This is a genomic window from Methanocella sp. MCL-LM (assembly GCF_049676595.1).
Taxonomy (GTDB): domain Archaea; phylum Halobacteriota; class Methanocellia; order Methanocellales; family Methanocellaceae; genus Methanocella_A.
On sequence record NZ_CP187259.1, the window covers coordinates 870833 to 895487 of the forward strand.

The following is a 24655-nucleotide window of genomic DNA, read 5'->3' on the forward strand; positions in this document are numbered from 1 at the left end:
CGCGGTATCCTTATGGCAACTGTAACTCTACTATGCCTATCGTTATCACTGCCAGGATCAGCATTCGCCACCGATCCTGTGATAACCGCGATCCAGCAGGGCCCCACCTCTAGTATGGCGCTGGATGCGAACGGCACATTGTGGTACTGGGGATCGAATTTTGCGGGCGAGAGCGGATCGATCGGAAATAATTCTAACCCCGAGTCTCTCTATGTGGCCTATCCTGTCATAGTTAAAAATGTCTCCGGTATCGAGAGCATGTGTTCAGGAGGTCATTTTTGTGTAGCACTCGATAGAAACCATACACTATGGACCTGGGGTACCGGGATTTTCGGAACGCTCGGTAGAGACTTCGATAACTCTATGTCTTTGTCATACTCTACTCCAGGCGCCATTCGGAGCATACCCAATGTGACGGCATTGTCAGTTGGTAACGAGTTTGTTGCCGTGTTAACTGACGATAATACTGTATGGACTTGGGGCAACCATTATTACGGCCAGCTCGGCAATGGCACGAATATCACCTGTACTGAAGAATTACTCCCTTCGATCAGCAGAACCAATCCAGATCGTATTAGTTATCTTGAAAATGTTACATCAATCTCATGCGGACCCTACAATGTGATAGCTTTGACAAGGGATGGCCGAGTCTGGGTATGGGGGTCAACGAACGTTTACCTTCTAGGGGCCTATGGAAAACGTAACTACGGGCAATTGATTGGACAGCAAGGAACGGCAGTTCCAATTCCGATCGATGGGATTGGGCAGGCTAGTTCAGCATCAATAGGTCATGGTTTTGCAGTTATCCTGAAAGATGACGGGATGGTATGGGGATGGGGAAGTAATAGTCATGGGGAGCTCGGGACTTCAGACTATAGTGAAACCTATTATCCCGCGATTATTCCTGGTGTGCATAGCATTACTCAGATCATTACTGGAGATTATCACGTATTAGCCCTTGACGATACCGGTGCAGTGTGGAGCTGGGGTTCGAATCGGTACGGCCAGCTTGGGGATGGCACTACTACAAACCGGTATGCTCCGGTCAAGCTTAATCTGCCCAGAATCAAAGCTATAAGCGCTAAAGGTTACAACAGTATGGCTCTGGATGAAGATGGGGGTGTATGGGCCTGGGGGTCAAACACCTATGGTCAACTTGGTAACGGGGAAAGAGGTAACAGGTTCGTTGATGACTATCCCTATAGTTCCGTGCCCCGTAAAGTTATCTTCGATCGAAATACCTTATTAAATAAAACTATGAACGTATCCTCTGGGCAAACTGTGGGTGGAAGCCAGACTACGTCCGGATTCGAGGTATTATCGGCGATTGGAGCCCTCGCTATGATAACCACTATCTCCGGTTATCTTCGAAAGCGCGATCATTAAAAATAGCGCCGAAGCTGTAGAGGATCTTTTATAAATGGCCCGGTAGCCTCCTCGGTTTGTACAACCTTGGAGACCCTGTATAAAGCTATTTTCTCAGCATGGCCTGGACGAACCCGAGGAAGGGCGGAGAAGGCCTCTCGGGCCTGGACCGGAACTCCGGGTGGAACTGGGTGCCGAGGAAGAACTTGTGCTTCGGCAATTCAGCGATCTCCATCCTGTTGTCGTTCTTGGCCGAGAATACGAGGCCGTGGTGCTCGATGGTGTCGATCAGGTCGGGGTTGACCTCATACCTGTGCCTGTGGCGCTCGCAGATCTTGGTGGAGCCGTAGAGCTTGTGGGCGAGGGTGTTGTCTTTGACCCACGCGGATAACTCGCCGAGCCTCATGGTGCCGCCCATCTTCTTGATGTCCTTCTGCTCCGGCAGTAAGTCGATGACGTGGGTGCCCGATGCGGATAGTTCACTGCTGGTGGCGTCCGGGAAGCCGGCCACGTGCCTGGCGAACTCGATGACTGCCAGCTGGAAGCCGAAGCATAATCCTAAGTAGGGCACGTTCTTTTCCCTGGCGTACTGGATGGCCTTGATGTTGCCTTCGACACCCCTGATGCCGAAGCCGCCCGGGACTAAGATGCCGTCGATGTCCTTGAAGTACTGGGACACGTCCGCGGCTTTTTCCACGTCTTCGGACTCGATCCACTTGATGTTGACCTTGCAGCCCATGGCGGTGCCGGCGTGCTTCAGCGCCTCTTTCACGCTCAAGTAGACGTCCTCGACGCCGTACTTGCTGACGATGGCCACGTTGACGATCCTGTCCGCCGATTCCAGCTTGTGGACCATCTGGGCCCAGGACTGGTTATCGTCTTTGATCGCCAGGTTCATGCGCTTCATGAGGTAGTCGGACAGGCCTTCGTGCTCCATCTGGAGGGGCACCTGGTAAATGTCGTCCGCGTCGTGGGCGCTGATGACGGCGGCCTCGGGCACGTCGCAGAACAGGGAAATCTTGCTCTTGGTGGACTTTTCTAGGGGCTTCTTGCACCGGCCCACGATGATGTCCGGCTTGAGGCCCAGCTCTCTTAATTCCTTAACCGAGTGCTGGGTCGGCTTGGTCTTCTGGTCGCCCATGGTGTCCATGGGCACGAGGGTGACGTGGATGAGGCTGAAGTCCTCTTCCTTCTCTTCGGCGAGCATCTGCCTGATGGCCTCCAGGAACGGCATGCTCTCGATGTCGCCCACGGTGCCGCCCACTTCGACCAGGCAGATATCGGCGCCGCTGTCCCGGGCGCTCCGCCTTATACGCTCCTTGATCTCGTTGGTGATGTGGGGAATGATCTGGACGGTCTTGCCCAGGTAGTCGCCTCTGCGCTCTTTCTCGATGACCGCCTTGTAAATCTTACCCGTGGTGATGTTGTGGTCTGAAGTGAGGTTGATGTCGATAAAGCGCTCGTAGTTACCTAAATCGAGATCCGCTTCCCCGCCGTCCTTCAGGACGTAGACTTCGCCGTGCTGGAAGGGGCTCATGGTGCCCGCGTCGATGTTGATGTACGGATCGATCTTGATCGCCGTCACGTTGTAGCCCTTGTTCTTGAGGATTCTGCCCGTAGAGGCTGCAGTAATACCTTTTCCCAGACCACTCATGACACCGCCTGTAACGACCACGTACTTCATCAAAATCACCAGTATATCCTGAAATTATTGTGTCGTCTTAGTGATATAGTTACTCATAAACCTATCGGCGGGCCGCTTCGCGGCCAGAGAGCGGGGGTATAGAGTATGCGGCCTGAAAGGCCGGGCTGGTCCAATTACTCAGTGCCTAACAGACGGGCTGCAACAAAACAGAGTAAAAACATAATAACTATCGCAGCTCCCAGCGCGCCATAGAACTGGGGGATGACGGCCTGTATAAAAGTGAAGTATAATATTATGGCGCAGACCACCACGCCTGCCACGGCTACCGTCAGCATCGAGCCGGCGGCTTCCCGCAGAGAGCCCGGGTTGAACCGGAAGCCCTTCGAGCGCCCGCGGGAGTGGCTCTGGCTGCTGCTGTGGCCGGCTTTGGCCGCCATGCCGCCCCTGCTGTGCTTTCTCCTTGGGCTGCTGCCGCTGCTGCCGGCACGTGCCAGCATTTCCGGCGACATGGAGTCGCCTCCGGAAGAGGAGCTTTCGCTGAACGAGACAGCGCCGCCGCTGTCGTCGTCGCCTTCAAAAGATGCGTAGTCCTCTCCTCGGCCCATGCTCTCACCTGATTCAGCGCAGTTCGGGAGGAAGCAGGTTAGGTATGCCGTCCTGGATGGGGTAGCTCTCATTGCACTTCTTGCAGTAGAGCGTTCCTTCGATCACTTCGGCACCCTCCTCTTTAGTAACCTGCAGCTCCAGGTCTCCCTTGCAGACGGGGCAGCACAGGATCTTCATCAGGTCCTTCTTCACGCGATTACCTCTTCCTGAGGTCGATGATCTCGTCCAGGCTCGGCCCTGTGGAGAGCAGAGTGAAGGGAATTCCCACGTCCTTCTCTGCCTGGCGGATGAAGTCCTTGACCTTGTCCGGCAGCTTGTCCCAGTCGGTGACGCCCTTGCAGGCGGGGTCGATCCGGTCGAGGCCGGTGATCGCCGCCTGGGTGGCGCCGTTGATCATGGCCGAGTATCTTGCCATCTCGGGGTCCCAGTAGCCGATGCGGCGGGCCCTGCCTGTGACAGTGCCGAACTCTGCGATTCCCCTTTCCTGGGCATCGTCTTTCGTCATTTCGGTGGGGAACGGCCCTTCCCCGACCCTGGTCGGGAAGGCCTTGAAAACCACGACTACCTCGTCGATCCTCGTCGGGCCTACACCCACGTCCGCCGCGAGCTGGGAGGCTGAAGTATCCTTGGAAGTGACGAACGGATAAGTGCCATAGAATAGTGAGATGCCGAAGCCCTGCGAACCTTCGATGATGATGCTCTCCCCGCGGTCAATCGCATCGTTGCACTCCTTTGCGACGTCGGTGAGGTAGCTCTTGAGAGCCGGAACATCCTTCGCCTGCAAGGCGCTGCGCATGACCCGCTCCTTGTTGGCCGGGCCGCAGCCCGTTCCGGTAGTGCCGATCTTCTTGGCCAGGCGCTCCGTGCCTTTATCCTCTTCGATGTGCTTCGCTTCGATGATCGAGCACCTGTAATCGACACCCAGCCTGCTGCCGGCGTTAAGCAACGAGACTTCCTTGTCCAGCACAACCGGGTCAACGAGTACTCCGGCGCCTATGAGAAGTCTTGCATTATCGTAAATAAAACCCGAGGGGATCATTCTGACCCCGTGCTTCACTCCGTCCTTGATGACCGTGTGACCGGCGTTCGGCCCGACTCCGCCGCGGGCGATAATGGACGGGTGATCGGTGTAGGCGATGTGAGCGACGATCTTACCTTTGCCTTCGTCGCCGAAGAATCCGCCTACGACAATCGTAGTGACCATTAAAATTTCTCTCCAGCATATCTATCAAGGCTATTCGTTAAAAAGATTGCTATTCACTGGTCGAAAGATTGGCCTGGCGCGGTCAAACCAGGGGCCATTAGTACAAAAATAAGGAACATTCGATACAGTCCCATATTATCATGCAGAACCTGAACAAGGTATCGTCAATCGACGAAAGTTTAGGGTTTCGATCGATACAATACGGCCGGCGCTCGGCATAGTCTTTCAGGGGCTTACTCTGGATAATCTTTGAAGGTGACTCTGAATGTGGCCCCGCTGCCAGAATCGACTTCCAGCCTGCCCTCGAGCTGCTCCACGAGCGTGGTCACCAGCTGCAGGCCTAAAGTGGGCGCGTTCTCGACTGTAAACCCTTCGGGCAGACCTATACCGTCGTCGCTGACCGTGAAGGTCACGTATCCCTCGGCAGTCCGGTGCAGGCTTACAATCACCTGCCCTTCTCTGCCGCCGGGGAAACCGTGCTTGAAAGAGTTTGTGATCAGCTCGTTGACGATCAGGCCGCAGGCGATCGACGTGTCGATGCTCAGCAGGATTTCTTCGCACTCCAGAGAGAGCCTGATCTTCGACGGGTCTGCCGATACCCTGTACAGGTCCGTCGCGAGGCTTCTGAGGTAGTCGCCGAAGTCCACTCTGGACAGGTCGTCCGACCTGTAGAGCTTCTCGTGGATCAGCGCCATCGAGCGGATGCGGTTCTGGCTCTCCTGAAACACAGCCCGGGTTTTCTCGTCTCTTATCGAATTGCTCTGCAGGTTCAGGAGACTGGACACGATCTGCAGGTTATTCTTGACCCGGTGGTGAACCTCCTTGAGCAGTACCTCTTTTTCCCGCAGCGACGCCATCAAGGTTTCTTCTGCCTGTTTGCGCTCCGTGATATCTACCAGTGTCGCGATGCCGGCAGGCTTGCCCTGGTACACGATCGGGCCTGCGGTGAGGAATACCCACCGTTCCCGGCCGTCCCTGGTGAGAACTTTCATCTCGTAGCCGGACATGTCTTCCTCTCCATTCTGCCGGTTCAGACCGCGTTCCCTGACCATCTCCCGGTAGTCCGGGTGAATCCAGTCCCAGAAGCGCATGTCCAGCAGTTCCTGCCGGGAGTAGCCTGCCAGCTTCACGTGGGCCGGGTTGTTATAGATGTGCCGCTCGCCCTGGTACAGGGCGATGGCCACAGGCGAGGTTTCGGCCAGTACCCGGAACTTTTCCTCGCTCTCCTGCAGCGCCTCTTCGGCGGCTTTTCTCTCTGTTACGTCCCTTACGATCCCGACGACGAACCGCTCCCCCGTCTTATCCATGTACAGGCGCTTTTTCGTCGATATGGTGCGTATCTCCCCATTCGAGCCCGTGATGACCTCTTCGTTGGTATTCTCCTTCCCGGTCTCGAGGACCATGTCGTCCTTTTCCCGGAAGACATCTGCCTGGCTTTTCGGGAAGATGTCGTAGTCGGTCTTACCGATCAGTTCCTCCCGCCGGTGCCCGATAAAGTCGCACATCGCGTCGTTGATCAAAACAAACTCGTGCCTGCTGTTTTTGACGAAGATCGGATCCAGTACTGCGTTGATAATACTGTTTAGGTAGTTCCTGGACTCTTCCTGCTGTTCCTGGGCAAGCTTGCGCTCGGCGATGTTCTGCCTGAGCACCGCCTCGACCTTCCGCCGGCCCCTGATCGAAAATATGAGTAGGCCGATTACGCAGCACATGCTCACGATGATCGAGATTGCCACGTATAAAACCCAGACCTCGACGACCTGGGCCGGCTTGTTAAGGACTATGCTGCCCGAGGGCAGCGATGCTTCCGCAATACCGTACTCCTGGAGCTCGTCGTAGTCGAAGATGTAGACGTTCGGACTCTTCTCTACTACGGGAATGGCGGAGGGAGGCGTTCCGTCGATGATCTGCCGGGCCATGTTACCGGCGATTAGCCCCTGCTGGTAGCCCGCAGTAATCTTACCCCCGATGATGCCGTGGCCTAAGTACATCTCGGCGTTACTGTACATGGGGACGTTCGTGTTAGCGGCCAGCAGGTCACCGATCTCTTCGTAGGTGTACACGTTTCCCGCGCTGTCCAGGTTAAACGCTTCCAGCAAGACAATGCTGTCAGCGGGCAGGTTTTTTACCCTGTCCAGCAGCTCGTCGAGGGTGACGTTGGACAGGAAGATAAAGTCCGCTCTATCCATGAATTCGGGGATATGGTCCGAGACCTGCCGGTGCATCGCCATACCCGTGCTCGTCTCGTCGTGGATGACGTAGACATGTTTCGTCTTCGGGAACTGATCAAAGGCGAGGCTCAGCGTGCTCCGGACGTCGTAGTCCTCCACGACGCCAGTCATGTACTGGTGACCGTCGAGCATGTCCCCGGTAAAATAGTTGACGCCGCAGAAAACCACCGGCACTCCGGGGAACAGCTCATCGTGGTACTGCCTGATAAAGTCGAAGGCGAAGTTGTCGGCGGCGACGATCACGTCGATCCTGACGTTCGAGTATTTGTGCTTGTACACTGTGTACAGGTTTTGCAGGTGCTCTTCGTCCGAGATCATCTTGCAGTCCATGTACTCTACCCTTAGATCGACCTCGGTGCCCAGAGGCTTCAGGCTGTCCTGCAGGCCCCGGTACTCCTCGTCGGAAAAGACCATGCCGGTGTTGTAGGAATTGAGGAACAGCACTGTTTTTTTCTCAGGCTGTGCGGCTGCCGGATGGATTAAGCACGGGGAAAAAAGGATGATCAGGAGGAATGCTAAGCAGATACGCTGGCACTTTGCCCGTGCGCTGGACATGACAGATACATCCACCAGGTATGTATTTTACCGGTTATATATGGGGTATAATTGGAAATCAGTGCTGAAATGGGGTATTATATACAATTTATTTAGTTAACGCTTATATGTTTACTGACAGGCTAATGTTTCCCCGTTTATCGTTAAGGCTGATAAGCCTTCTCTTATAATCTTGAAAGCCGCATAGCAGACCGAGGAAATTTCCTGCAGACCGGCCCTATATTGTGGTACGATCGGCATGTACAGCTTCACTTCCAGCTGCCTGTTCCACCGCGAGAGTTTCCCTTCCGGCAGGTTCGTACTTCAGCTCTTGTGATCAACAAATTTATATCTTTAATAATAGTGATACCTCCACGTGCAGTCTGCAATCGAATACCTGCGGCTGCTTTCTGGTGCCGGCATGATTATTGAGGAGCTAAGGGCTATCCTGGGGAAGGACCGGGTCACGGACGATCCGGCCGAGCTTTACTGTTATTCTTTTGATTCGTCGTACATCCGCGGCAGCGCCGACTACGTGGTCAGGCCGCAGACCGCCGAGGAGATTTCTGCGATCGTCAAGGTCGCTTCTAAGCATAAGGTGCCCATCGTGCCCCGGGGCTCGGCCAGCGGGCTAACCGGGGGCTCCGTCCCCGTCAAAGGCGGCATCGTGCTGGATATGGCCAGCATGAACCGCATCCTCGAGGTCGAAATCGACAACCTGCAGGTGCTCATCGAGCCCGGCGTCATCCACAAGGCCCTGAACAAGGAGCTCGTGAAGCACGGCTTCTTCTTCCCGCCCGACCCGGGCAGCAGCGACATGTGCACCGTCGGCGGCCTCATCGCCAACGGCGGCAGCGGCATGCACTCGGTCAAGTACGGTACGGTCAAGGACTACGTCCTCGACCTGGAAGTCGTGCTGCCGAACGGCGATATCATCCACACCGGCTGCAACGCCCCGAAATCCTCGTCGGGCTACGATCTCACGAGGCTGTTCGTCGGCAGCGAGGGCACTCTCGGCATCATCACCAAAGCCCGGCTCAAGCTGTACCCGCTGCCGGAGACCAAGGCCATCCTGATGGCCTGCTTCGACAGGATCGAGGACGCTGGCAGGGCGGCAGTTACCACCCTCTCGTCCGGGGTCATCCCGGCAGCCATGGAGATCATGGACGCCAGCGCCATCCAGGCAGTCAAGAAGATAGACCCGTCTCTGGACATACCGGATGTAGAGGCAATGCTGCTCTTCGAGGTCGACGGGTACAAAGAAGGCGTGGCAAGGCAGGTGCAGGGCGTAGTAGCAGCCTGCGAGAAGTGCGGCGGCCGCACCGTGGTGGCGAAGGACAAGAACGAGGAGGAGCGGCTGTGGTCGGCCCGGAGGCTCGTCGGGGTAGCCGTGACGAAGCTCAATCCCGGCAAGGTCCGGGTCTACGAGGCGGAGGACATCGGCGTCCCTATCAAGCACGTCCCGTTCATGCTGAAGACCATCCAGGAGATCGGCAGGAAGCATGGCATGCCCCTTGTCACCTACGGCCACATCGGCGACGGCAACCTGCACACCGGCATCGCGATCGACACGCGGAGCGAGGAAGAGTGGAAGAAGGTGCACGCGATCAAGGACGACATCTACGACGTAGTGCTTTCGCTGGGCGGCACCCTGCCGGGCGAGCACGGCACCGGGGTCATACGCGGCAGCTATATGACCAGGGCGCACGGGAAGAGTTATGAGGTCATGAAGGCGATCAAGCGCGCGATAGATCCCGACGGCATCATGAACCCGGGCAAGATGGGGATGTAAAAATGATCAAGGACCACATCGACGATATCCTGAAGTGTACCCGTTGCGGCCGGTGCAGGGCACTGTGCCCGGTCAACGAGGAGCTGGGCTGGGAGTCCACCAACGCCAGAGGCAGGATGCTGCTGGCCCGGGCGCTGGCCGAGGATGTGCAGCCCTCCGAGGCGATGAAAAATTCCTTCTATACTTGCCTGACCTGTGCCATGTGCTCCTCAACCTGCCCCTCCGGGGCAAAGCCCGACGAGGTTGTCGAGGCCGCCCGGCAGGAACTGGTCAGGGCCGGCACAGTACCACCCTACTACTGCACGGTAGCCGATAACATCGAGAAATTCGGCAACCCGCTCGGCGATTCGAGCTCGAGGTCTGCGTGGGCTCCCGCTGGTTCCACCGGCAAGTCTGACCTGATCTACTTCGCCGGGTGCCTGATGTCCTACCGGAAACAGGCGGAAGCCCGGGCGGCTTTCTCGCTGCTGAGCCGGTTCGGGGCGAAGCTTCTCGAGGACGAGCGCTGCTGCGGATCACCGTTACTGAGGCTGGGTGGCAAGCCTGCTACCATCGAGCACAACATCCGGCAGATCGAGCAGAGCGGCGCGAAGACCATCGTGACGAGCTGTGCGGGATGCTATAAGACGCTCAAAGAGAGCTACGGCCTCGACGTGGAAGTCCTGCACATCACCCAGTTCCTCGCCCGCAAAGTGGACGAGCTCGGCCTGAAGCCGCTGCCCCTGAAGCTGACCTACCACGACCCCTGCCACCTCGGCCGGTGCATGAAAGTCTACGAGGAGCCCCGGTTGCTCATCAGGAGGATCGGCAGCTTCACCGAGATGGCCTCCTCGAAGCAGGACGCCCGGTGCTGCGGCGGAGGCGGCGGAGTGCGCAGAGGCTATAAAGACCTGGCGCAGAAAGTCGCCGCGAAGCGGCTGAACGAGGTGCCTGCAGGAACGGATTACATCGTGACCGCCTGTCCTATGTGCAACTCCAACCTCGAGGATGCGGGCGGGAAGGTTATCGACATCTGCGACCTGATCCTGAAGTCGATCAGCCAGAAGTAAGCAGCAGGATGTACAAACATGGGATTGTTAAACTTTTTCAGGCGAAAGAAAAGCACGCAACAGGACACAGATAACTATCCGGACGACTACGATACCGACTACCGGGACGATATTGTCCGTTCAGAAGAGCCCGGCGACCGGGACGATGGCGGGGGAGACGACGGCGGTAGCGATGACAGTAGTAGCGATGACTGAGCTGCAGGGATACTGGCTGACATACTGATTGATAGAGGTAGTAGAGAGATGACAACAATCACACTCAAATATGGTAAGGGTCACTTTGATGTCGACATACCCGACGAAAACCTGGCAGGCGTTATTCTCCCCGAGGAACTGGCGGGCGTGCCAGACGAGGCCGCGGAGATCCACCGGGCGCTGGAAAACCCCATCGGCTCCCCGAAGCTCAGGGATAAAGTGAAGGCCGGCATGAAGGTAGTCGACGACTACAAGGTAGTCGACGACTACAGGGTAGTCGACGACTACAGGGTAGTCGACGACTACAGGGTAGTCGTCATAATCAGCGACGTCACCCGGCCCGTACCTTCCTACAAATTCTTACCCATGCTGCTCGACGAGCTCAACGCCGGCGGCGTCCCGGATAGTAACATCACGATTGTTGTAGCCCTGGGCAGCCACCGCAAGAGCACTCCTGAAGAGCATAAGGCGCTGCTGGGCCAGTCCTACGGGCGGGTCCGGTGTATCGACCAGGATAAGTATGACGCGAAGTACGTCGGCACTTCCTCGTTCGGCCACCGCATCGAGGTTTTCCGGGAAATCGTGGATGCCAGCTTTGTCGTTTGTACGGGCAACATTGAGTACCACTACTTTGCCGGCTACTCGGGCGGCGTCAAGGCCATACTGCCCGGCTGCTCGAGCCACGACACCATCCAGAATAACCACGAGATGATGCGCAGCCCGAAGGCTGAGACCGGCCGGATGGACAGCCCTATCCGGGTGGAGATCGACGAGGTCTATTCGATGGTAAAGCCCGGCTTCCTGCTCGACGTGGTGCTCAACAGCCGGAAGGAGATCGTGACCGTGGTGGCGGGCGACCCCATTCAGGCACACCGCAAAGGCATCGAGTACGTGGACCGGATGTACAGCGTGAAAGTTCCGACCGCGGATATCGTGATCACCAGTGCGGGCGGCTACCCCAAGGACATCAACATGTACCAGGCCCAGAAGGCGATGGACAACGCCAAGCACGTGGTGAAACAGGGCGGCACGATGATCATGGTGGCCGAGTGCGAAGAGTGCCTGGGTAACGACGTGTTCGCGTGCTGGGTCGACGAGGCCACTACCCTCGATGAACAGGCGGCCCGCATGGACAAAAAGTTCGAGCTCGGGGGCCATAAGGCATCGGTCATCGCCCGCACGGCCCAGAAGTGCGAGATTTGCCTTGTCTCGAAGATCCCCGACGAGACTGTGCGCAAAATGTTCCTGCAGCCGGTAAAGACACCGCAGGAGGCGCTTGACGCCGCCCTGAAGAAACACGGCCCGAATGCGAAGGTGCTCGTATCGCCATATGGTGGTATGATGCTGCCGAAGTCAGCCTGATCGCTGGCAGTACGGCCATCAAATCCCCTTATTTTTTTAGTTTTACCCGTATGATAGTCCTTTGTGAAAGGTTTCATACAGCCGGGCAGGTCGTGGACACTGCCCGACTGTATAATACCTTTCAAGAAGGACTATAATGCTATAAGAAGTGCCCTCTCTGTAAAATAGTGCCCTTTTCCCGTATAAGCTATTTATTCTGGCATGCAAACCTTTTCTCAAATATGGAGGGTATTGAAGATGAGGGTAAAAGTATTAATAGCGCTGGCCATTGCCAGTGTCCTGTTGATCCTGTCGACGGGCACAGCCATGGCAAGCTCAGATTCTACCAGCGTCCCGGTGACAGCAGTAGACGGAACCGCGGTAGCAGAAGCGCTCCAGCAGCAGGCTTTTGCCGCGGCTTCGGCTGACGCGTTCGGGTTCCCGGTCCTCGACGGCATCAACGCTGAGGCGCTGGCCACCGATGCGGACCTTCAGGCAACCGGCCTGATCAGCGGCATCGACGCGTGCCCGCTCAACACTCTGAGCACCTGCGATGGTGACTGCGGCGTGTGCCCCGAGTGCACCTGCGAGGAGAGACTGACCACTTTCGAGGGACCTATCGTCAACCTCGGATGCCCTGTTGTGAACACTGTGCCCGAGCGGGTAGACCTCGTGTCCCCGGTCATCAAGCCGGAGTTCCCGACCATCAACCTGGCTCCGCAGGCGACAATCGCGCTTCCGCAGGTCAACGCCAAGCTCAACTGCTTTGACATCAACTGCGGTGACTGCGGCTGCCCCGTCGTCGAGAAAGTTCGCGACGACAAAGTCCGGTAAGTTAGGCTGACTAACCTGATAGCCAACGAATAGCTGGCAGCTCGCCCGGCCTGCAATGCCCCTGATTGAGGTGCCGCTATTCGATAACTCCATTGTGCCGGATAGTGGGGGTGCGCAGGCACTCAATGCATGGGTCCGACAGACCCCGCCTCCCGATCCGGCGCGGCCTACTTTTTCCATCGCTTTGCCAGCCCCTGCGCCTTTTCAGCAGTCCGCTAAATATATCACCGCAGAAGGCTCTTTTATATCTGTATGGCCAAGGATGAGATCCTGCGACTTCTCAGGGAGAAAGGCGACTACGTTTCCGGGGAGCAGATGGCAGATGCGCTGGGCGTTTCCCGGGCTGCGATCTGGAAGCAGGTCCAAGCGCTCATGCGGGACGGGTACGAGATCGAATCTCACCAGAACAGAGGCTACAAGCTTACAGGCATCCCTGACAGGCTCTATCCTTTCGAAGTCCAGTACGGCCTGCAGAACCAGCTGATCGGGCGTAAAGTCGTCCATTTTAACGTAACGGGCTCCACCAACATCGTGGCCAGGCAGATGGCGGAGAGGGGGATCGACGAGGGCACGGTCGTCATCGCGGAAACCCAGAACAGGGGTAAAGGCCGGCTGGGCAGAAAGTGGGTCACCCGGCAGGGAGGCATCTGGATGTCCGTCGTGCTCAAGCCCGGGATTGACCCCATGCACGCGGCAAGCATCACATTGATGGCCGCAGTGTCGGTGACCAAGGCGCTCCGGGAACTGGGCCTGGAAGCCGTGATCAAGTGGCCTAACGACGTGCTGGTCAACGGCAAGAAGATCTGCGGCATCCTGACCGAGATGAGCGCCGAGACCGACGTGGTCAACTTCGTCATACTGGGGATGGGCATCAATGTCAACAACGATGTCCCTCTCGACACCGCAACCACCGTCAGATCAGAGCTGGGCCGCAAGGTCGACCGGCTGAAACTGGCTCAGAGCATCCTCGAAGAGCTCGAGGAAGACTATATCACTCTACGGGACGAGGGCTTTACCCCGATCCTCTGGAACTGGCGCAGGTACTCCGACACCCTGGGCAGGCCGGTGGAAGTCACCTACCAGGGGGAGACTATCCGGGGCATCGCGCAGGACGTGGACGACGCAGGCTCCCTCCTCGTGAAGCTGCCCGACGGGAACGTGCGCAAGATCGTCTCCGGGGACTGCAATCATCTTCGGAGCCTGAAACAGTAAAACTATAACTTTTCTACCTTTATTATCTTCTCAATACGATCGCTGCGCTGTGCTTTAGCTGATTGCACGGGCTTTCTGAGATAGCAATACGATCGCTGCGCTGTGCCAGGATCACAGATTGATTCGGTCATGAAAGCTGGGTTTTCAAGTAGCGGAAATGAAAAATTGGGGGTCGGGGGGTTCCCGGGAGGCCGGGGAGAGTTTTCAAGCTGGGAGGTTTGAGAGGTTAAGAGTTTAGAGAGGGGATAGGGAGTTTGGAAAGGTTTGAGAGGATTACCATAATGGGTTAATCCTCTTTTGCCTCCGGGTACTCTACCACCTTCTCTCAGACCTCCCGACCTCCCGGACCTCCCAGTTTGAAAGTCCTCCCGTACTCCCGGTGACTCCCCGACCTCCCCGCAGACCTCTCAACACCTCTCCGACCCCAAAATTTTCATGGAATCCAGATTTGACAGATTGCCAGTATCCCCGTGCGTAGTCAAATAGTGCTTGCTCTGATATAGGTCAATAAAGTGAAACCGCCTAACCGCCAGGCATAGTCAGTTTTCAAAAACGCCAAACCGCCAAAACGCCAACCCGCCAAGCATAACCAGTCACCAAAAACGCCAAAACGCCAACCCGCCAAAACGCCATACATTATTAATTGAATTATGTAGGGAGTGTCTCTAATTTGCTGTAAATTCTATATCGATAGCCTTGAAGCACAGGGGTCGATCCAGAATTTACAGAAAACTATGGACACTCTCCATATGTAGTATCCAGTGGCGATTTGGCGATTTGGCGATTTGGCGTTTTTGGAGTTCCAGCTTATCCAGTGGAATTTCCCTCAATAATAAACCTGCACAAAGGATTAGAGAGGAAACATGAGGATACTGGATGCCACAGATTTCTTTTAAAATAGGGAGTACAGCGAACCATTTCCTTTTTTGTTATCGATTAGCATCTGTGCAATCAGTCGAATCTGTCGTAATCTGTGATCCTGGCACAGCGCAGCGTTCGTCTACGTTCACAGGCTCGTAAGCAACCTCCTGCGGGTATCTGAAAATTCTGTAGTAGGCACAGCCCAGCGTTAGTCCACGTTCAAGAGCACACGGGCAATCTTTTGCGTGTACCCGGAATGGTGGCCAGCGCAGCGTTCATCTCCGGCTGCGCAACCTTTATTACCCCGACAGCAGACGTTAAGCCAGTGGTTGCCTTGTGGTGGAAGAAACTTGCTCTGGTGCTGGTTTTAGGTACTCTGTTGTTAACTCCGGCGATGGCCGCTGTCACCGATGCGCCTCCGTCCGCAGTTTTTCCGGGGGATGAATGCGGTTTCGTGATCAAAAGCGACGGCTCCCTCTGGGCGTGGGGAAACAATAACAACGGCCAGCTGGGAGACGGTACGTACATCGATCGGTTTGTCCCGGTCCTCGTCAAGAATTACGCGGATGACTTCGGCGGCAACCTGACCGGCGTCTCGACTATCGACAGCGGCCTCGGCTATACTGTCATCCTCAAAAAGGACGGCACAGTATGGGCATCGGGTAATAACGATGCCGTCCAGCTGGGCAAGCGTAACCGGGCTGACCCTGCGGTGTTTTCCCAGGTTCCCAACGTAACTAACGTAGCCTATGTCGACGCAGGCGAAGGGCATGTGCTGGTGCTTAAAGGCGATGGCACAGTCTGGAGCTGGGGTGACAACAGCTACGGGCAGCTGGGCAACGGCAGTAAGGCCTTGACAGCCGAGCCTGCCGTGGTCACGGGCATCCAGGGCATCCGGTCAGTAGCTGCCGGTGGCAGGCATTCAGTCGCCACTTACGGCATGGAAGTTTACGCCTGGGGTGACAACATCTTCGGCCAGCTGGGCGACGGTACCCGGGTTAGCAGCAACAAGCCTGTGAAGGTCAAGATTAACGGGGTAACCGAGGTCGCAGCGGGAGAATACCATACTCTGGCGCTGATGGAAGATGGCACAGTGTGGGCCTGGGGCGGCAACGACTACGGCCAGCTGGGCGACAGCATCGCTAACAACAGTATAGTTCCGGTAAAATCCGGCCCCCTGAAGAACGTCAAAGCCATTGCGGCCAGCGATCGCTACTCGCTCGCGCTCAAGTACGACGGGACCGTATGGGTATGGGGCTACAATGGCAACGGTGTCATTGGCAACGGAAAGACGGACACCGCGAGGCATCCGGAACCTACGCAGGTGGCAGGGCTGTATGACATCAAGAAGATCTATGCCACTCCGACGGGCTGCATGGCCATAGATGTCTACGGCAACGTCTGGGTCTGGGGCCAGAACCAGTACGGCCAGCTGGGCGACGGTACGAGGACAGATCGGTACACGCCAGAGCCATGGTTCCCTTCGCTGGCACCCTGGTGGAGCCCCGCTACGCCCACTCCTGTGCCTGCAACTCCTACTCCGACGGCTACACCGACGCCCACGCCTACGCCGGCTCCGACCCCGGGCTTTGCGCTGGTCTTAGCAGCCCTCCTGGGAGCTTACCTGCTCGCAGGAAGAAGATGATCATGGCCGGTAATCTTTAAATATTTGTAAACCATTAATTTTTTTGAGGTTTACAATCATATGCCGGAGAAGCAGGGTTACTCTGTTAAAAAGATGGTCTACGCGGCGCTCTTCGCCGCCCTGACCGGGGTGGGCAGCTGGATTGCCATACCCCTGCCCTACGTGTCGGTGACCTTGCAGACATTGTTCACCATCCTTTCCGGAGCTGTTCTGGGCCCGTACTTCGGCGCCCTGTCCATGATCGTCTACGTTTTGCTGGGGCTGATCGGCCTGCCGGTCTTCTCCCGGGGCCAGTCCGGCCTGGGCGTGCTCTTCGGGCCGAGCGGGGGATACCTGATCGGGTTCGTTCTCGCAGCCATAGCCATCGGTTTGATAGTTAAGATGAAGGAAAAGCCCGGCTACTGGTGGTATTGCCTTGCTTTGGCGATCGGTATAGTCATCATAGACCTTTTTGGGGTAGCTCAGCTGGCTATCATCACAGGCTTACCGCTCGATAAAGCCGTTCTTGTCGGGGCTCTCGTGTTCGTGCCGACAGACATCCTGAAGGTACTGATCGGCGCATACATCGCCAAAAAGATACAGTTGTAGGGACCCGCCATGATCGAGCTCCGGCAGGTTAGTCTCTCGTACGATGGAACTGACGTGTTGAAAGACGTTTCCATGGAAATCCGCCCGGGCGAGATAGTCGCCCTCATGGGCCCCAACGCATCCGGCAAGTCGACGCTCGCGAAAGTTCTGGACGGCCTGCTTATTCCCCGGAGCGGCGAATGCGTCGTCGATGGCGTCAGCACTGAGGACGACCCCGACCATGCAAGGCTCCGGACAGGCCTCGTTTTTCAGGACCCGGACGATCAGGTAGTCTCTCGGAGAGTTTCCGACGATTTAGCCTTCGGCCCTCTGAACCTCGAAGCGCCTGACGTAGACGCACGGGTTGCGGAAGCTCTAAAAATCGTGGGCATAGAGCACCTTGCCGGCCGGGACTTCCAGACACTCTCCGGAGGCCAGAAGCAGCTGGTCGCCATAGCCGGAGTTCTGGCCATGCGGCCGGCGTATATCGTGCTGGACGAGCCTACAGCCATGCTGGATCAGGTTGGTACCCGGATGGTCATAGAAGCGATCAAAGCTGCGAGAAACGCAGGGAAAGGCATACTGCTCATCACCCACGATCCGGACATCGCAGCCATTGCCGATCGTACACTCGTGCTGAAGGACGGACAAATAACTCCTCACGATGCAACAATCTCAGACACCGCCGGCATCGAGCTGCCCCAGGTAGCCAGGTTCTGGAACCGGCTAAAAGAAAAGGGCATCGCTGTAGGCCAGCCGGACTTGAGCTTAGAGGGAACCGTGGAGGCGCTATGTCGATTAAAGCCGAAGGTGTGAGCCACTATTATCGTGACGCAACAGCCCTCGCTGCGGTCGACCTGGAAATCCGGCAGGGAGAGCTCGTCGTGCTCTGCGGCAGGAACGGCTCCGGCAAAACCACCCTGCTGAAGTGCCTTGCAGGCTTACAGAAGCCCTCCCGGGGCCACGTATCGATCGACGGCCAGCCTGCGGCTAAAGCCAGAAGTAAGGTGGGGCTGGCCATCCAGTTCCCTGAGCGAGCCTTGTTCGGCAGGACGATCTACGACGACATCGCCTTCGCACCTAAAAACGCAGGCCTGAAGGCCGAAGAGATCGGCGACCGGGTGACCTTTGCCAGAGCAGCCGTAGGCCTCTCCGACAGCCTGCTGGCACAGCCGCACACGTCCCTGAGCTACGGGCAAAAGCGGCTTGCCGGACTTGCCTCTGTCCTCTCGGGCCGGCCGGCTTACCTGTTCCTCGACGAGCCCACCGCGGGCCTCGACTACCCGGGAAAGCAGCGAATTATGGGGCTGCTAGAGGGCCTGAACCATGCAGGCGTAACCATCGTCCTCGCCTCCCACGACCCGTCTTTCTTCGCGGACATCTGCAGCAGGCTTATCGTGATCGAGGCGGGGCGCATCGTTTTCGACGGAGCGCCGGAGAAAGCTGATCTGGCCCAAGCCGGCATCCGGTCAGATATGATCGAGCTCGCCAGGCAGCTAAAAGCATGCGGCTTCGACGTGCCAGAGACGTTTTCTCCCGAAGAGCTGGCTGACCGGGTCGCCGAGGTGATCAGGCGTGAAAGTGCCGGCGATTGCTAAGCTGATCGGCCTGTCGATCTTCAGCATAAGTATCGTCCTGACGACAGACCTGCGCCTGCTGGCAGGCCTCGGCGCTTTAATCATAGTACTTGCTGTCATCCTGGGTGCATGGCCTGGCAGGCTGCTCAGGATGCTCGTGCCCGCCATGCCGTTTCTCGTTATCATAGCGCTCTTCCAGTGGCTCATCTCGGGCATTGATATCGCCTTGCTGTCCTTCGGGCGGATGCTGCTGCTCTACGTGGCCGGCTCGATCGTGACCCTCACCACGACAGAGGCTGAGTTCATTAAAGCCGTACAAATGTTACTGTGGCCAGTCGACAGACTGACCGGGACCAGAGTGGGCAGGGATATTGCGACCATGATGATGCTGGCCATAGCCTTTCTGCCCATCATCAAAGAAGAGCACGACGCCATCCGGCTGGCCCAGGAAGCCCGGGGCGTCAGCTTCGACGGGCCGATACGGTACCTGAAAGGAGAGATCTATACCATCATACCGCTGGTCAACGCTGTCTCTGCACGGGCGGACCGGATAGCGCTGGCCATGGAAGCGCGGTGCTATGGCATCAATATTAAACGCTGATCGCCGTCATCCTTTTCTTAAATGCGATCGCATCCTGGCCCATGGACATGTTGTTGAACATGACGTAGACTTCCTTAGCATCGGAGTAGCCCGCCAGCATGCCGGACAGCTTTTGCAAATCCTGGTCCGTGTACCTGTACCTGAAGTTGGCGTCGCCGGGGCCGATGCCGTTGAGCCTAAAGTATGCGATGTCAGTTTTCCTCGCCGGCTTATTCCTGAAGGGATCGACGACGTGGATCAGGTTCAGGTCGTTGCACATTCCTCTTATCGTCTCGTTGTCCCACCGCCCCCGGGGCTCCCACGCCACAGCGCACGGCCTCTTCACTTTCGAGAAAAACGAGCGGACGTTCTGGATGTGCTCCCGGGTGGAGTCGAACTTCGGCGGAGTCTGTACTACCAGAATTTTACAGTCCAGTATCTTGCAGATCTCGGCGGTCTCCGCCCACGCTTTCAGGTTCTCCTCCGTGGGCTGCAATAAGCCGATGTGCTCCGGGTTACCCTCGGGCAGTTTACCCTGCCTCCAGGTCGGGCTGGTCGACGGATGGGTGATCGCCTGCCAGGCTTTCATAGTGAACTCGAAACCTGGTGGCGCCTCTTCTTTCCAGTGCCGGGCAGTCTCAGGCTTGGGTAGCTTGCTAAAAGTATCCTGCAGCTCGACCACCCCGAACTCGGAGAAATACGCCTCGTGGCCGCCTTTCAAGCCCCAGCCGCAGGTGCCTATCTTGAGCTGCATATTAAATCCCTTCAATAATGATCTGGGAGAGGTTGTATAAAAGATTGCATCGAAAAGTACGGCCTGTAAGAAATTATTTTGTCTCGGTCTCGGGAGGCTTCGGCCTTAAATCGCCAAGTTGCAAAGGCGTAAAGTATAGTTATACATGCAACTTTTTCCGACAGATGCCGGATCGGTTAACACTACGTACACGACGGCCACGACGTACACAACGTTTTCTTAAAGTGACTGGCTATCCAACTATATTCGGTTAACGTTGTGTCCGTCGTGTACGTAGTGTCCGTCGTGTACGTAGTGTCCGTCGTGTTAACCATCCCGGCATATCCAAAAAGTTCCAGAAATAACTATTTAGGGGAAAATTTTGCCTTTTACATTATACCAACTAATTATCTGCTGAATCGTTCTAAGCGATGCCTTCTGCCTCGACGTATCCCTTTATGGCGCCCACGAACTCTCCGCCGTACTTTTCGAGTTTGGCCTTGCCCACTCCCGAAATCTTCGACAGCTCGGTCAGAGTTCTGGGATAAGTCGTGGCCATCTCCCTCAGCGTCGTATCGTGGAAGACCACGTAAGGTGGCCAGCCGTTGGCGTCTGCGATGCTCTTCCGCAGCGACCGCAGTTCCTGGAACAGCCTTGCGTCGTACTTCTCTTCAATAGCAGGCTTGAAGGTCTCTCCTCCTGCGGGTTTGGTCAGGCGCAGCTCCTGGATAAACACGATGTCTTTTGATCTGGCATTGGTAGTGATGACGGGGTACTTATCTCCCGCTACGGACAAATAGCCGAGCCTGACCAGCTCTTTGATGAAGCCGATCCACTGGACTTTAGTGTACGGCTTGCCAGTATTATAAGCGGGATTTCGGTTGTGCCGGTAAGCGATGATCTTCTGGTTCGAGGAGCCGCAGATCACGTCTGCTACGTGGCCTGCCCCGAACTTGCCGCCCAGCGCTGTGACACAGGTCACGATTTTGGCGGCAATCTCCCTGCCGTCGATGGTGTCTTTCGGGTTCCTGCAATTATCGCAGCCGTCGCAGGCCAGAGCTTCATATTGCTCCCCGAAGTAGCTTAGCAGGTATTTCCTGCGGCAGAGGCGAGTCTCACAGAAATCCCTCATTGCCTGCCACTTTTTCATGGCTACCCGGCTCATATGGTAATCGCTGTACTCTTTTTCCAGCAGGCCCTTCATCTTCAGGGCATCTCCCGGGGAGTAGAACATGATACAATCGCTTGTCTCTCCGTCCCTGCCGGCCCGCCCGGTCTCCTGGTAGTACGCTTCCAGATTCTTGGGCATGTCGTAGTGCATGACATACCGCACGTCCGGCTTGTCGATGCCCATCCCGAAAGCTACAGTGGCGCAGACGACCTCGATATCATCTTTTACGAACTTCTCTTGAGTAGAAGATCGGACCGTATCGGGCAGATCAGCGTGGTACGGAAGGGCCTTAATTCCGGCTCTGCGGAGTTTCTCGGCGATCTCCTCTGTGGTCTTCCTCGCAAGGCAGTAGACGATGCCCGACTTACCCCGGTTTCTTGTAATGTACGCGAGAATTTGAGCTGTAGCGTCTTTCTTCTCCCGGACCTCATACCGCAAATTCCTCCTGTTGAAGCTGCCGAGGTACTTCTTAGGAGAGACAAGCTTGAGCTGGTTGACGATATCTTCCCTGACTTCCGGTATAGCGGAGGCAGTAAGGGCAATCATAGGGACTTTAGGGAATTTACTCTTGAGCAGTGAGAGCCTTCTGTAGTCCGGCCTGAACTGGTGGCCCCACATGGAGATGCAGTGGGCTTCGTCGATGGCGATCAGCTTTATGTCCAGCTTTTCCATGAAATGTAAAACCGAATCCTGGGTAATCCTCTCAGGAGAAATGTACAGCACCTTTATCTTGCCCCCGAGCAGCTGGTCTTCGATCGACCGGATTTCCCACAGCTCCATTGAGCTGTTCAAGGTTGCGGCAGAAATGCCTCTAGCCAGCAGGTCATCGACCTGATCCTTCATCAGCGAAATTAACGGGGATACGACGATCGTCAGCCCGCCTGAAACTAATGCAGGAAGCTGGTAGCAGAGTGATTTGCCGCCGCCTGTGGCAATAATGGCGAGGACATCCCGGCCTTCAAGCACGTCCGTGACGATCTCTTCCTGGAACGGCCTGAAAGTACTGTAGCCAAAATAGCGCTCCAGAGTGTCCCGCATTAACTGTTTGTCAACTGCCATTTCCATCCCGCTGCTAATAGAAAACCGGGTATCAGGCACCCGGCACTTTCTGTAAGTTAGCGGGACATTAGATAAAGTCGAAGTAATAGCTGGCTGAAAGTAATCAGGAGAAAATGTTTCTCCGGGAGGTGTTGAAAGGTCGGGGAGGAGGTCGGAGAGTTGCAGGGAGTATAAAGAGAACACGTTCAAACTGGGAGGTCAGAGAGGTCAGGAGGTCTAGGAGGGAGGTTATGTGAGGCACCCGGAGGTCCGAGAGGATTACCTTTAAAATTTCCTCTCTAACCATTCCACACTCCCCATCCTCCTCTCTGACCTCTTAACCTCTCTAACCTCCCAGCTTGAAAATCCTCCTCTGCCTCCCGGGAACTCCCCGACCTCCTGGCGTTTGATAGCTTTCCTGACTTACTATCGAATAGTGTTATTATTTTTGAGCAACACTCTGGCATCCACGGCGACGGCTCCACTCTCGTAAGCCATCACAGGGTTGGCATCGAGCTCCATGATATCCTCCCGCTCCATGATGAGCCGGGAAATATTTACGATCACGTCCGCCAGCGCGTCTATATCTGCGCTTTTCTGGCCTCTGAACTCGGTGAGCATCTTGTAGCCTTTGATCTCCCGGATCATCTCCTTTGCCGTCTGGCGATCGACTGGGGCCACCCTGATGGAGACGTCTTTGAAGACCTCCACGAACACGCCGCCCATGCCGAAGAGGACGATTGGCCCGAACTGGGGGTCTCTCTTTGCCCCGACGATGACTTCTCTGCCCGGAACCGCCATGGTCTGGACTACGGCTGTAGCTTCGGGGTCAATGGCCCTCGCTGCGGTGATGATGCGGTCGTAGGCGCCTCTCGCGCAATCAGGAGAGGAGATGTTCAGCGCTACGAGCCCGAGGTCGCTCTTGTGGGAGATCTTGTCCGACAGCACTTTCATGGCGACCGGGAAGCCCAGTTTCGCCGCCACATCAGCCGACTCTGCCGGGCTGCGAACGGCCTGTCCGGCATTGGTCGTGATACCGTAGCTGGCCAGCAGTTCCTTGGCCTCCAACTCGTTAAGCAGCGTCGTCATCGCTTCACCTTCTTCCTGACCAGCGAGCTATCATATTCTATCAAAGTCCGCAGTGCCTCTGCAGCGCGCTCGGGCACAGGGTAGAAAGGCACCCGGTTCTTGCGGAACATTCTCGCGACGGCGTCGATGTCCTCTCCGCCCATCCAGCAGGCTACGACCGGCTTCGGATATTTTTCCTTGAGCATGTCTACTACTGCCTGTGCCGGCTCCATGGCATCTGTCATTCCCGCATGGGCGTAAATTGCCATCACGCAGTCGATGTCCTTGTCATCGATGAGCGCCCTCATAGCCTCTTTGTAGATGTGGTAGTCAGACTTCGCCACCGTATCCACCGGGTTCTTCACCGAGGCAAAAGCCGGGAGCAGCTTCGCAATACCCGCTTTAGTATACTTGTTCAGCTGTGGCACCTGCATGCCTCTGCGCTCGCACGCGTCGCTCGCCATGATCGCCATCCCGCCCCCGTTGGAGAGGATGGCTACCCGGTTACCTTTAGGCCTGGGCTGGGTAGACACAGCCATCGCTGCGTCGAACATTTCCTCCACGCCTTCGACCCTGATGACCCCGCACTGGCGGAAAGCCGAATCGTAGACTGCATCGGAGCCTGCGAGGCTGCCCGTGTGTGACGCTGCTGCCCTGGCTCCTGCCTGGCTGACACCGGCCTTGATCGCCAGCATGGGCTTCTTGACCTTGGAGGCCGCTTCGATGAAATCCCGGCCGTCCTTCAGCCCTTCGATGTACATGGCGATCGTCCACGTGTCCTCGTCCTGCTCGAAGTATTCCAGCAGGTCTGCCTCTGAGACGTCTGCTTTGTTGCCGGTGCTGATGATGCAGTTCAGGCCCAGCCGGGAGCCGACGGACCAGTCGGTCAGCGCCAGGCCCAGCGCGCCGCTCTGGCTGATAAAAGAGATCTCGCCCCTGTACGGCATCCGGGGCACGATGCTGGCGTTCAGCGAGATGCTCCTGTTCACAAAACCCATGGTGTTCGGGCCGAGCATCCGCATGCCGTACGATTTCACCTTCTTTTTCAGCTCTTCCTCCAGGGCTGCGCCCTCCTTGCCCACTTCGCTGAACCCGGAGGTGATCACGCACAGCGCTCTGACGCCTTTCCCTCCGCAGTCGTCGATCACCGAGGGCACAGCCGGGGCCGGGACGATGACAACCCCGAGATCTATCTCCCCGGGAATGGAACCTACATCCGGGTAACATTTTATGTCCAGGATCTCCTGCGACGTCGGGTTCACGGGGTATACTTTGCCCTTGTAGTGGCTGGACACGATGTTGTGGAGCACTTTATAGCCCCATTTGGACCTGTCCCTGGATGCGCCGATGACCGCGATGCTCTTCGGCTTCAGCAGTGGATCAAGAGTGTGGCCGCTCATGAAAGCT

Annotated in this window: 21 protein-coding genes; 12 read left to right on the forward strand and 9 right to left on the reverse strand. The window is 56.6% G+C overall.

The window, feature by feature from the left end; translation table 11 throughout:
* Positions 1-12: 12 nt before the first annotated feature.
* Positions 13-1386, forward strand: coding sequence for an RCC1 domain-containing protein (locus tag ACPLPM_RS04365; protein ID WP_424359022.1), 1374 nt, complete (start codon positions 13-15; stop codon positions 1384-1386).
* Positions 1387-1471: 85 nt separating this feature from the next.
* Here ACPLPM_RS04365 and pyrG read toward each other — a convergent pair whose 3' ends face one another.
* The 5 genes from pyrG to ACPLPM_RS04390 form a co-directional block, all read right to left on the reverse strand.
* Positions 1472-3049, reverse strand: coding sequence for a glutamine hydrolyzing CTP synthase (pyrG, locus tag ACPLPM_RS04370; protein WP_424359023.1), 1578 nt, complete (start codon positions 3047-3049; stop codon positions 1472-1474).
* A 134-nt stretch (positions 3050-3183) separates the two neighbouring features.
* A complete protein-coding gene (locus ACPLPM_RS04375; protein WP_424359024.1) occupies positions 3184-3615 on the reverse strand; it encodes a hypothetical protein in 432 nt (143 codons plus the stop codon).
* 13 nt (positions 3616-3628) lie between these two features.
* Complete coding sequence (locus tag ACPLPM_RS04380) at positions 3629-3808, reverse strand: methytransferase partner Trm112 (protein ID WP_424359025.1); 180 nt, start codon at positions 3806-3808, stop codon at positions 3629-3631.
* Positions 3809-3812: 4 nt separating this feature from the next.
* Positions 3813-4820 carry an adenylosuccinate synthetase gene (locus tag ACPLPM_RS04385; RefSeq protein ID WP_424359026.1) on the reverse strand — a complete coding sequence of 336 codons (1008 nt, stop codon included), beginning with the start codon at positions 4818-4820 and terminating at the stop codon, positions 3813-3815.
* Between the two features lie 233 nt (positions 4821-5053).
* Positions 5054-7606, reverse strand: coding sequence for an ABC transporter substrate binding protein (locus tag ACPLPM_RS04390; protein WP_424359027.1), 2553 nt, complete (start codon positions 7604-7606; stop codon positions 5054-5056).
* Positions 7607-8006: 400 nt separating this feature from the next.
* Between ACPLPM_RS04390 and ACPLPM_RS04395 the strand changes: the two genes are divergently transcribed.
* From ACPLPM_RS04395 to ACPLPM_RS04445, 11 genes are all read left to right on the forward strand, one after another.
* Positions 8007-9377, forward strand: coding sequence for an FAD-binding oxidoreductase (locus ACPLPM_RS04395; RefSeq protein ID WP_424360034.1), 1371 nt, complete (start codon positions 8007-8009; stop codon positions 9375-9377).
* Between the two features lie 2 nt (positions 9378-9379).
* The gene (locus tag ACPLPM_RS04400; RefSeq protein ID WP_424359028.1) at positions 9380-10426 is read left to right on the forward strand and encodes a (Fe-S)-binding protein; all 1047 of its coding nucleotides are present in this window, start codon (positions 9380-9382) and stop codon (positions 10424-10426) included.
* A gap of 18 nt (positions 10427-10444) precedes the next feature.
* On the forward strand, positions 10445-10621 hold the full coding sequence (locus ACPLPM_RS04405) for a hypothetical protein (protein ID WP_424359029.1): 177 nt from the start codon (positions 10445-10447) through the stop codon (positions 10619-10621).
* 48 nt (positions 10622-10669) lie between these two features.
* The gene (gene larA, locus ACPLPM_RS04410; protein ID WP_424359030.1) at positions 10670-11983 is read left to right on the forward strand and encodes a nickel-dependent lactate racemase; all 1314 of its coding nucleotides are present in this window, start codon (positions 10670-10672) and stop codon (positions 11981-11983) included.
* Between the two features lie 237 nt (positions 11984-12220).
* Positions 12221-12796 (forward strand): hypothetical protein, encoded by a 576-nt coding sequence (locus ACPLPM_RS04415; protein WP_424359031.1) that lies wholly within the window; start codon positions 12221-12223, stop codon positions 12794-12796.
* A 252-nt stretch (positions 12797-13048) separates the two neighbouring features.
* Positions 13049-14008 (forward strand): biotin--[acetyl-CoA-carboxylase] ligase, encoded by a 960-nt coding sequence (locus ACPLPM_RS04420; protein ID WP_424359032.1) that lies wholly within the window; start codon positions 13049-13051, stop codon positions 14006-14008.
* 1117 nt (positions 14009-15125) lie between these two features.
* Positions 15126-16514: an RCC1 domain-containing protein gene (locus tag ACPLPM_RS04425; protein WP_424359033.1), complete on the forward strand. Its 1389-nt coding sequence runs from the start codon at positions 15126-15128 to the stop codon at positions 16512-16514.
* A 60-nt stretch (positions 16515-16574) separates the two neighbouring features.
* Complete coding sequence (locus tag ACPLPM_RS04430; RefSeq protein ID WP_424359034.1) at positions 16575-17102, forward strand: biotin transporter BioY; 528 nt, start codon at positions 16575-16577, stop codon at positions 17100-17102.
* A 9-nt stretch (positions 17103-17111) separates the two neighbouring features.
* Entirely contained in the window at positions 17112-17897 is a 786-nt protein-coding gene (locus tag ACPLPM_RS04435) for an energy-coupling factor ABC transporter ATP-binding protein (protein WP_424359035.1), read from the forward strand.
* On the forward strand, positions 17873-18679 hold the full coding sequence (locus tag ACPLPM_RS04440; RefSeq protein ID WP_424359036.1) for an energy-coupling factor ABC transporter ATP-binding protein: 807 nt from the start codon (positions 17873-17875) through the stop codon (positions 18677-18679). The genes ACPLPM_RS04435 and ACPLPM_RS04440 overlap by 25 nt, the downstream gene beginning before the upstream one ends.
* Positions 18657-19259, forward strand: coding sequence for an energy-coupling factor transporter transmembrane component T family protein (locus tag ACPLPM_RS04445; protein ID WP_424359037.1), 603 nt, complete (start codon positions 18657-18659; stop codon positions 19257-19259). The genes ACPLPM_RS04440 and ACPLPM_RS04445 overlap by 23 nt, the downstream gene beginning before the upstream one ends.
* Here the strand turns inward: ACPLPM_RS04445 and ACPLPM_RS04450 are convergent.
* The 4 genes from ACPLPM_RS04450 to ACPLPM_RS04465 all read right to left on the reverse strand — a co-directional run bounded on the left by ACPLPM_RS04450 (position 19249) and on the right by ACPLPM_RS04465 (position 24648).
* On the reverse strand, positions 19249-19992 hold the full coding sequence (locus tag ACPLPM_RS04450) for a DUF72 domain-containing protein (protein ID WP_424359038.1): 744 nt from the start codon (positions 19990-19992) through the stop codon (positions 19249-19251). The two genes, ACPLPM_RS04445 and ACPLPM_RS04450, sit on opposite strands and share 11 nt — an antisense overlap.
* A 403-nt stretch (positions 19993-20395) precedes the next feature.
* On the reverse strand, positions 20396-22201 hold the full coding sequence (recQ, locus tag ACPLPM_RS04455) for a DNA helicase RecQ (protein WP_424359039.1): 1806 nt from the start codon (positions 22199-22201) through the stop codon (positions 20396-20398).
* A 405-nt stretch (positions 22202-22606) separates the two neighbouring features.
* Entirely contained in the window at positions 22607-23269 is a 663-nt protein-coding gene (locus ACPLPM_RS04460; RefSeq protein WP_424359040.1) for an acetate--CoA ligase family protein, read from the reverse strand.
* Positions 23266-24648 (reverse strand): acetate--CoA ligase family protein, encoded by a 1383-nt coding sequence (locus ACPLPM_RS04465; protein WP_424359041.1) that lies wholly within the window; start codon positions 24646-24648, stop codon positions 23266-23268. The genes ACPLPM_RS04460 and ACPLPM_RS04465 overlap by 4 nt, the downstream gene beginning before the upstream one ends.
* Positions 24649-24655: the final 7 nt, after the last annotated feature.